Source organism: Zoogloea dura, assembly GCF_012927165.1.
GTDB lineage: Bacteria > Pseudomonadota > Gammaproteobacteria > Burkholderiales > Rhodocyclaceae > Zoogloea > Zoogloea dura.
The window spans coordinates 76,296-85,597 of record NZ_JABBGA010000023.1; the positions used below are offsets into that span (position 1 = coordinate 76,296).

General features: G+C 70.3%; 8 protein-coding genes. 4 read left to right on the forward strand and 4 right to left on the reverse strand.

Annotated elements, in window-relative coordinates; translation table 11 throughout:
- Window positions 1-24: 24 nt before the first annotated feature.
- The 4 genes from HHL15_RS20930 to HHL15_RS20945 all read right to left on the reverse strand — a co-directional run bounded on the left by HHL15_RS20930 (window position 25) and on the right by HHL15_RS20945 (window position 5,448).
- Window positions 25-1,182, reverse strand: a complete 1,158-nt coding sequence (locus HHL15_RS20930; RefSeq protein WP_206198894.1) for an acyl-CoA dehydrogenase family protein — start codon at window positions 1,180-1,182, stop codon at window positions 25-27.
- Complete coding sequence (locus HHL15_RS20935; protein ID WP_169147757.1) at window positions 1,175-2,302, reverse strand: acyl-CoA dehydrogenase family protein; 1,128 nt, start codon at window positions 2,300-2,302, stop codon at window positions 1,175-1,177. Before HHL15_RS20935 ends, HHL15_RS20930 begins: the two co-directional genes overlap by 8 nt.
- Window positions 2,299-3,723 (reverse strand): aldehyde dehydrogenase family protein, encoded by a 1,425-nt coding sequence (locus tag HHL15_RS20940; RefSeq protein WP_169147758.1) that lies wholly within the window; start codon window positions 3,721-3,723, stop codon window positions 2,299-2,301. Before HHL15_RS20940 ends, HHL15_RS20935 begins: the two co-directional genes overlap by 4 nt.
- Window positions 3,724-3,792: 69 nt before the next feature.
- Entirely contained in the window at window positions 3,793-5,448 is a 1,656-nt protein-coding gene (locus HHL15_RS20945; protein ID WP_169147759.1) for a HAMP domain-containing methyl-accepting chemotaxis protein, read from the reverse strand.
- A 194-nt stretch (window positions 5,449-5,642) separates the two neighbouring features.
- Here HHL15_RS20945 and HHL15_RS20950 point away from each other — a divergent pair, with 194 nt between their 5' ends.
- From HHL15_RS20950 to HHL15_RS20965, 4 genes are all read left to right on the forward strand, one after another.
- Window positions 5,643-6,638 carry a flavin reductase gene (locus tag HHL15_RS20950; protein ID WP_169147760.1) on the forward strand — a complete coding sequence of 332 codons (996 nt, stop codon included), beginning with the start codon at window positions 5,643-5,645 and terminating at the stop codon, window positions 6,636-6,638.
- 42 nt (window positions 6,639-6,680) lie between these two features.
- Window positions 6,681-7,454, forward strand: a complete 774-nt coding sequence (locus HHL15_RS20955; protein ID WP_169147761.1) for a glucose 1-dehydrogenase — start codon at window positions 6,681-6,683, stop codon at window positions 7,452-7,454.
- 12 nt (window positions 7,455-7,466) lie between these two features.
- Window positions 7,467-8,258: a fumarylacetoacetate hydrolase family protein gene (locus HHL15_RS20960; protein WP_169147762.1), complete on the forward strand. Its 792-nt coding sequence runs from the start codon at window positions 7,467-7,469 to the stop codon at window positions 8,256-8,258.
- Between the two features lie 100 nt (window positions 8,259-8,358).
- The coding region (locus HHL15_RS20965; RefSeq protein WP_169147763.1) for an acetaldehyde dehydrogenase (acetylating) at window positions 8,359-9,302 on the forward strand (944 nt) is incomplete at its 3' end.

The window sequence follows — 9,302 nt, forward strand, 5'->3', positions numbered from 1 at the left end:
CGCGCCCCTTTCTTTCACCCTCCATCACCCCCTAGGCATGCCGAGGCCACGCTCGGCGATCAGGTTGAGCTGGATCTCATTGGTGCCGGCATAGATGGTGTCGGCGCGGGAGAAGAAGAACACCTGCTGCAGGCGCCGCAGGGGGTCGTTGTCGGCCTGCAGGTCGCCGGCGGTGCCCATCACGTCCATGGCCAGCTCACCCAGGCTGCGGTGCCAGTTGGACCAGGCGTACTTGTACACCAGGGCCTCCGGGCCCACGCCCGACTCACCCCGGGCGAAGATGCGCAAGGCGTTGGCGCGCAGGGTGCGCAGGCCGATCCAGGCCTCGGCGATGCGCCGGCGGAGGGCCGGGTCGTGGTCCACCCCGGCGGCGCGGGCGGCGTCCACCAGCAGCTGGAGCTCGTGGCTGAAATGCATCTGCTGACCGAGGGTGGACAGGCCCCGTTCGTAGCCGAGCAGGGCCATCGCCACCTTCCAGCCGTCGCCTGGGGCGCCGACGATGCAGTCGGCGGCAGTGCGGGCGTCATCGAAGAAAACCTCGTTGAACTCCGCCTCGCCGGTCATCTGGCGGATCGGGCGGATCTCCACGCCGGGCTGGGCCAGCGGCACCAGCAGGAAGCTCAGGCCTTCGCGGCCGACGCTGCCCGGCGTACTGCGGGCAATCACGAAGATCCACTCGGAATCATGGGCCAGGGAAGTCCACACCTTCTGGCCCTGCAGGTGCCACTCGCCATTCTCGAGCCAGCAGCGGCTGCGGATGGCGGCCAGGTCGGAGCCGGCGCCGGGTTCGGAATAGCCCTGGCACCAGAAAGTCCGGCCTTCGCGGATGCCGGGCAGGAAGCGCTGCTGCTGGGCCGGCGTGCCGAGGTCGATCAGGGTCGGGGCGAGCAGGGTCTCACCGATGTGGCCCATGCGGCCGGGGCCGCCGGCCCTGGCGTATTCCTCGTGGAAGGCCACCTGCAGGGATACCGGCAGTTCGCGCCCGCCATGGGCGCGGGGCCAGCCCAGGCCGATCCAGCCGCCGGAGGCCATCACCTGCTCCCACTCCCGGCGCAGCTCCGGGTGGGCCGTCTCGTCCCCCGGGCCGCCGCGGTGGCGCAGCACCTCGAAGCGGCCAACCAGGTGGCGCGCCATCCAGTCGGCCACCTCGGCGCGGAAGGTCTTTTCGTCAATCTCACTCATGTTCTTCCCTCCGGCCGAACAGGGCGTCGGCCACGGCATCGCGCCACGCGTCGGGCGTGCCGAACCACTGGCCGCCCCACTGGGCGCGCTTGAAATGAAGCTGGGGGTCGTATTCCCAGGTGAAGCCCACGCCGCCATGCAGCTGGATCGCCTCGGCCGCGCAGAAGCGGTAGGCCCCGGCAGCCTGCACCCGGGCCACCGCGACCTCCTCGAGGGCGAGGGCGCCTTCCAGCCCCGGGCAGGCCGCCAGGGCGCCGGCGAGGGCCGAACGGGCACCCTCCAGCTTCACCATCATCTCGGCGCAGCGGTGCTTGACGGCCTGGAAGCTGGCCACAGGGCGGCCGAACTGCTGGCGCTCCCGGGTGTAGGCCACGGTCAGCTCGATGCAGCGGGCCGCGCCGCCCACCTGCTCGGCGGCCAGCAGCAGGGCGGTGACGGCCAGCGCGGCGGAAAGCCCTGCGTCCACCGTGCCGGGCGCATCGAGGCGGGCCTCGGCGGCGAGGCGCACCCCGTCCAGCGTCCAGCAGGCCTGGGGACGGCTCAGGTCCCAGGCCGGCAGCGGACGGCGGCTGACTCCCTGGCTGTCGGCAGGCAGTTCGAACAAGCCCATGCCGCCCTCCTCCAGGCGCGCCACCACGAAAGCCAGGTCCGCCGTGTCGCCGTCGAGCACCTGGGCGGCCGTGCCGTCCAGGACCCAGCCGGCGCCGTCGCAGCGGGCACGGATCTCCAGCCCTGCGGCGTCGACGAAGGGCGACAGGCCAGGGCCGGCGATCACCGTACTGATCAGGCGCCCCTCCGCCAGCGCCGGCAGCAGGCGCTGGCAGGCCACCTCGGTGGCGCAGCGCAGCAGCAGCGGGTGGCTCAGGGCCACGCCGGAGAACAAGGGCGAGCGGGTGAGCTGGCGGCCGCTTTCCTCCAGCAGCACCGCGGCCTCGGCCAGGCCGAGGCCCAGGCCGCCGCAGGCCTCCGGTACGATCACCGCCGGCCAGCCCAGCCCGGCGATGCCCTGCCACAGGGCCATGTCCCCATCCCGGCCATCCCGGGCATTGGCGTGGCCTGCCAGATAGGCGGCGGCCGTGTCCCGGAGGGCCTGCTGTTCCTCGGTGATCACCGCACTCATGGGCTTACCTGCGCTTCCATGGCCGCCAGGAAGTGCTCGCCGTAAGGCGGGAGCATGCCCCACTCGCGGCGCGGGTCGTAGGCGGGGGCCTTGAACACGGTGCGCACATGGCTGAACTCGATGAAGCCTTCGCGCCCGTGGTAGTGGCCCATGCCGGAGGCGCCGACACCGCCGAAGGGCGCGTCGTGCATCGCCGCGTGGAACATCGCCTCGTTGAGGGTGACCCCGCCGGACAGGGTGTGATCGAGCACCCGCTGCTGCTCGGCGGCGTCTTCTCCGAAGTAGTACAAGGCCAGGGGGCGCGGGCGACTGTTGATGTCCTCGATGGCCTCGCCGATGTCTCCATAGCTGCGGATCACCACGGCCGGGCCAAAGATCTCCTCCTGCAGGATGCGTGCATCGGCGGGCGGGTCGACGACGATGCGCAGCGGGCAGCGCCGGCCGGCCGGCAGTTCGGCCGGGGTGGACTCGACCCGGGCGCCGCGCGCAACGGCATCGGCCAGGCAGGCTTCGATGCGGGCCAGGTGGCGATCATTCACCACGGCGGTCAGGTCGACATTGCCGGCCACCGTGGGAAAGAGGCTGGCGAAGGCCGCCTTGAGGGCCGCCACGAAGGCCTCGCGCTGCTCGGTGGCCACGTAGACCACGTCCGGATTGACGCACAGCTGGCCGGCGTTGGCACCCTTGGCGGCGGCGATGCGGAAGGCGGTGGTGGTCAGGTCGGCGCTGCGCCCGATCAGGGTCGGCGACTTGCCGCCCAGCTCCAGGGTGACGGGCACCAGGTTGGCCGCGGCGTTGCGCATGACGGCCTTGCCGACCTCGGTGCTGCCGGTGAACACCAGGTGGTCGAAGGGCTGGGCGCAGAAGGCCGCCCCCATGTCGGGCCCGCCGGTGACCACGGCCACCTCCAGCGGGTCGAACAGGTCGGCCACCGCCTCGGCCACCACCGCGGCGGTGCGCGGCACGATCTCGGAAGGCTTCAGGATGGCCCGGTTGCCGGCCGCCAGCGCATAGGCCAGCGGTGCGAAGAGGGTGAACAGGGGGGCGTTCCAGGTACCGATGATGCCCACCGAGCCCTTGGGCTGGTACTGCACCCAGGCCTCGGCACCGAACTGGTCGTAGGGCATGAAGGGCTGGCGCTTGTCGACGGCCATCCACGGCTCGAAGTGATCGCGGGCGTGTTTGAGGGAGGCCAGCGAGCCCAACACGTCGTTCATCAGGGAGAAGCCCGGGTGGCGCCCGCCGAAGTCCTCGTCCATCGCCGCGACGAGGGGCTTGTGGTACTTGACCAGCAGGTCGATGGCGGTCTGGATGCGGCGACGGCGGGTCGCCGCGTCCACGGCACCGGCGGCGCGAAAGGCCTGCTGCTGGGCCGCGAGGCATGAAGCCAGCTGGGCGGGGGTGTGGTCGTGTGTGTTCATGGTCTCCGGATCACCTCTGTGGGGTATTGGGGAAAGTATGGGGGAAGGATGGAAAAAGGACGGCCCCGGCTAACCGAGCCGGAAGCGCGCTGACAGCCGGTCGAGGGTCTTGGCCAGCTGGTCTAGGCCGGCGGCGGATTCAGCGTTGCGGGCCGCGCTGGCGCTGAGGGCGGTGGTGCCTTCGGAAACGCTGTGCACCCGGCGCACGATCTCGCGGGTGGCCGAGGACTGCTCCTGCAGCACCTCGCCGATGCTCCTGACGGCATCGATCACCTGGCTGCTGCCGGCACGGATCCCTTCCACCGATTCGCTGGCGCGGGCAGCCAGGCCGGCGCCGTTGCGCACCCGATCCACCGCCGCCTGCATGCCCGAGGACACACTGCGGGTGCGATGCTGGATGTCACCGATGGTGGCGGTTATCTCGGCGGTGGACTGGGCGGTACGCTCGGCCAGCTTGCGCACCTCGTCGGCCACCACCGCGAAGCCGCGACCCTGCTCGCCGGCCCGGGCGGCCTCGATGGCGGCATTGAGGGCCAGCAGGTTGGTCTGATCGGCCACATCGAGGATCACCTGGACTACCCGGCTGATCTGATCCGACAGGCTGTCCAGCTCGCGCACGTGGCTGGCGGTCTGCTCCACGACGCTGGCCACGGCGCCCATCTCGTCCGCCATGCTGCGGATGTGGCGCTCGCTCTCCTCCGAACGGCCGAAGGATTCGCGGCTGGTGTGCAGGGAGGCATCCACGTGGGCGGCCACCCGGTCGATGGACTGGTCGAGCTCCCGCGCCGCCTCCGACATGCTGTGCACCGCCTCGGCCTGGGCGTCCGCGTAGCTGGCGGCGTGGGTGGCGGTGGAGGACAACTGGCGGGCCTCGGTGCCGAGTTGCTCCACCTGGTGGCGCATTTCATCGACCAGGCGGTGCAGGCCGTCGCGCATCTGGCCCACATCCACCAGCAGCCGGCCGAACTCGTCGCGGCCCAGCAGCGGGACCGGGTGGGCCAGGTCGCCGTCGGCGATGGCGCGGGTGACCCGGGCCGCCACGCCGAAGGCCAGCTTCATGCGCCGCAGCGTGCTCAGCGCCATCAGGGTGCCGGCCAGGGCACCGATCAGGGCCAGCACGGCATAGGCGATCACGGTCTGATCGTAACGTTGGCCGGCGGCCAGGTAATCCTCGGCGGTCAGCGCCGTCTGGTGATCGTGCAGCTCGGCGAGGGCCCGGGAGGCCGCCTCCCCGGCAGGCTCGCCGGTCTGCACGAAGTAGCTCATGTTATTGAGGCGGAAGCTGCCGATGCGCAGCGGGGCCAGCACCTCGTCGAGCTCCCTGGCCCAGTCGGCGTAGCGGGCGGTGAAGGCTTCGCGCAGACGGGCCTCCTCCGGGTCGCGCGGGGCGGTCTGGAGGGACGCCTTCCAGAGGGCTTCGATGCGCTGGCTGCCGGCGTCGACCTGCTCCAGGTAGAAGGCCAGCGGGCGCACATGGGCCGAGGCGAAGCCGCTGTCGGGGTCGAGCTGGAAGGCCAGCAGCACCAGGCGGCGGCTGGCCTGCAGTTGCTGCTCGATGGCCTCGAAACGCTGCAAGGAGACCAGCCTCTCCTCATGCACCACGCGCAGGGTCTCACGGGCATGGAACAGGGCATACCAGCCAAAGCCGACGGCCGCGAAGAACAGCAGCGTGGCGAGGATGGCCCATAAGCACAGGCGTTGGGCGATGCTGAGCTTGTCGAGCATGACATGGACCGGGCAGTCGGATTGGCCCGCACCATAGCAAGGGCGCGAGGTCCGACCATCGTCCGATTGGATGAGGTGACCACCCCGCGCCACCTGCGGCGCCGTTAGTCCGCCGTTAGTCCATTGGGACGATGCCTCGGCCGGGGCCCCTGCCGATACTCCGGTCATGACCCACCGCCCCAGCGAGGCATGACATGACCCAAGCCAGCTTTGATCCCCAGGCCTTCCGGGCCGCCCTTGGCACCTTCACGACCGGGGTCACCATCATCACCACGCGCAGCGCCGACGGGGCCCCCGTGGGCATCACCGCCAACAGCTTCAACTCGGTGTCCCTCAATCCGCCGCTGGTGCTGTGGAGCCTGGCCAAGACGGCCAGGAGCCTGCCGGTCTTCGAGGAGGGACTGCACTGGAACGTGCATGTCCTGTCGGCCGCCCAGGAGGCCCTGTCGGGCAGCTTCGCCGCCCAGGGTACGGACAAGTTCGCCGGCTTGGCGCTGGACCCGGGGATCAGCAGTGCGCCCCTGCTGCCTGGTTGCACGGCGCGCTTCCAGTGCCGCACCGCCTTCCGCTACGACGGCGGCGATCACGTGATCTTCGTCGGCGAGGTGCTGGCCTACGACCGCAGCGAGCTGCCGCCACTGGTCTACCAGGCCGGGCAATACGCCATCGCCGCCCGCAAGCCGCGCCAGGAGGTCCGCCTGGGCGCCACGCCGCCGCCGGAATGCAGCTACACCGAAGACCTGCTCGGCTACCTGCTGGGCCGCGCCCACTACCAGCTGCTGTTCGCCCTGCGCCAGCTGCTGGCCAGCCATGCCCTGGACGAGCCGGCCTTCTTCATCCTGTCCACCCTCAGCGTGCGCGACCGCCTGAGCCTCGACGAACTCAACGCCATCATCGGCTACACCGGCTTCGTGGTGAGCCCTCCGCAGCTGGCCGCCCTGGAAGCCCAGCGCTTCATCGCCCGCGAACAGGACGGCAGCGTGCAGCGCTTCGTCCTCACCGCCGACGGCCGCGAGGCCTCCCTGCGCCAGATCGCCCACGCCAAGGCGGTGGAGGAGGACCTCGCCGACGTGCTGGGTGCCGGCGACGTGATGGCCCTCAAGCTGCTGCTCAAGCGCCTGATCGCCAGCACCGACCCCGGCCTGCCCGACCTGTGGGCCCCGGTGAACGAACCGGCCACCATGGCCTGACCCCAACCGATGTCTTCCGACATAGACAGCAAGGATATTCCGATGCCCCTGATCGACCGCTTCTCCCTCCACAACCAGGTGGCCCTGGTCACCGGCGCCGGCCGCGGCATCGGCCGGGCCATCGCTCTCACTTACGCCGAGGCCGGTGCCGACGTGGTCTGCGCCGCCCGTACCCTTGCCGATGTGGAGGCGGTTGCGGGCGAAGTGCGCGCCCTCGGCCGGCGTGCCCTGGCCGTGGCCTGCGACGTGAATGAACCCGACCAGTTGGCCGCCGCGGTGAAGGCCACCCTCGCCGAATTCGGCCGCCTGACCCACCTGGTCAACAACGCCGGCGGCGCCGGCCCCAACGACCCGCTCAAGCTGTCGCCCCAGCGCTTCGACGAGATCCTGCGTTTCAACGTGAGCAGCGCCTACACCCTGACCCAGCTGTGCGTGCCCGCCATGCGCGAGGCGGGCGGCGGAAACATCATCAACATCACCTCGGGCGCCGCCCGCTACGCCCAGCGCCACTTCAGCGCCTATGGCGCGGCCAAGGCAGCCCTGACCCAGCTCACCCGCCTGCTGGCCCAGGACTTCGCGCCCCAGGTACGGGTCAATGGCATCGCCCCCGGGCCGATCCTCACCGCCGCCCTGGACCGCGCCCTGCCCGCCGGCATGCGCGAAGGCATGATCCGCAATACGCCGTTGCAGCGACTCGGCGAGACGGAGGACATCGCCGCCGCGGCCCTCTACCTGGCCAGCCCGGCATCCGGGTGGGTCACCGGCAAGATCCTCGAGGTGGACGGCGGTGCCGAATCCAGCGTGTGGCCGGGCTGAAGCGCAATGAGCATGGACAAGACCCTGATCGCCCACCTCGGCGACGAGCTGTATGCGGCCCTCCAGGATGCCCGCACGGTGCCCCCGCTGAGCGAGCGTCATCCGGATATCAGCATCGATGACGCCTACCGCATCTCCCTCCACATGCTGCGCCTTCGGGAGGCCGCTGGCGAACGGGTTGTGGGCAAGAAGATCGGCGTGACCAGCAAGCCGGTACAGGACATGCTGGGCGTGCACCAGCCCGACTTCGGCTTTCTCACCGACCGCATGCGGCACCCGGACGGAGCCCGTATCTCCCTGGCCGCCAGCGGGCTGATCCAGCCCCGGGCCGAAGGTGAGATCGCCTTCATGCTGAAGGCCGACCTGCAAGGCCCCGGCGTGACCCGCGAAACGGTGCTGGCGGCCACGGAATGGGTCGCGCCCTGCTTCGAGATCGTCGATTCGCGCATCCATGACTGGAAGATCCGCATCCAGGACACGGTGGCCGACAACGCCTCCTGCGGCGTCTTCGTGATCGGCGAATGCCAGCGTGACCCGGCCGGGCTGGACCTGGCCACCCTGCGCATGGACATGACCCGCAACGGGGAGCCCGCCGGCAGCGGCTTCGGTGCGGCGGTCCAGGGCCATCCGGCGGAAGCCGTGGCCTGGCTGGCCAACACCCTGGGCCCCCTCGGCATCCCCTTCCGCAAGGGCGAGCTGATCCTCTCCGGCTCCCTGGCCCCGCTGATCCCGGCCCGCGCCGGCGATCACTTCACGATGGAGATCGAGGGCCTGGGCGGCTGCTCGCTCAGTTTCGTGGCCTGAACACTCCCCCTTGCAGCCGCGCGGCGGGACCCGCCCCCTCCCCCTCCCCTCCGGGTCCCGTCGCACAGCCTGCACCGGCCGCATTCATGAAAGGACTTCCATGACAAAAAAGATCAAATGCGCCCTGATCGGCCCCGGCAACATCGGTACCGACCTGCTGGCCAAACTGCAGCGCAGCCCGGTGCTGGAGCCGGTGTGGATGGTGGGCATCGACCCGGAATCGGACGGCCTCAAGCGGGCTCGCGAGATGGGCCTCAAGACCACCGCCGAAGGCGTGGACGGGCTGCTGCCGCACATCAAGGCCGACGGCGTGCAGATCGCCTTCGACGCCACCAGTGCCTACGTGCACGCCGAGAACAGCCGCAAGCTCAATGAACTGGGCGTGCTGATGATCGACCTGACCCCCGCCGCCATCGGCCCCTACTGCGTGCCGCCGGTGAACCTGGCCGGGCACGTGGGCGACCGGCCATCGCCGGGCCGCTCCCAAGATGGCCGCGCCCCCTCGGGGGGCAGTGCGTCGCAAAGCGGCGCACGTGGGGGCCTCTTCAAGGAGATGAACGTGAACATGGTCACCTGTGGTGGCCAGGCGACGATCCCGATGGTCGCCGCAATCAGCCGCGTGCAGCCGGTGGAATACGGCGAGATCATCGCCACCGTGTCGAGCAAGTCGGCCGGCCCGGGCACGCGCAAGAACATCGACGAATTCACCCGCACCACCGCCGGCGCGGTCGAGAAGGTGGGCGGCGCCAAGAAGGGCAAGGCCATCATCATCATCAACCCGGCCGAACCCCCGCTGATCATGCGCGACACGGTGCACTGCCTGGTCGAGGGCGAACCGCAGCGCGATGCGATCACCGCCTCCATCCACGCCATGATCAAAGAAGTGCAGAAATACGTGCCCGGCTACCGCCTGGTGAACGGCCCGGTGTTCGACGGCAACCGCGTGTCGGTCTTCCTGGAAGTCGAAGGCCTGGGCGACTACCTGCCCAAGTACGCCGGCAACCTGGACATCATGACCGCCGCCGCCGCCCGCACCGCCGAAAT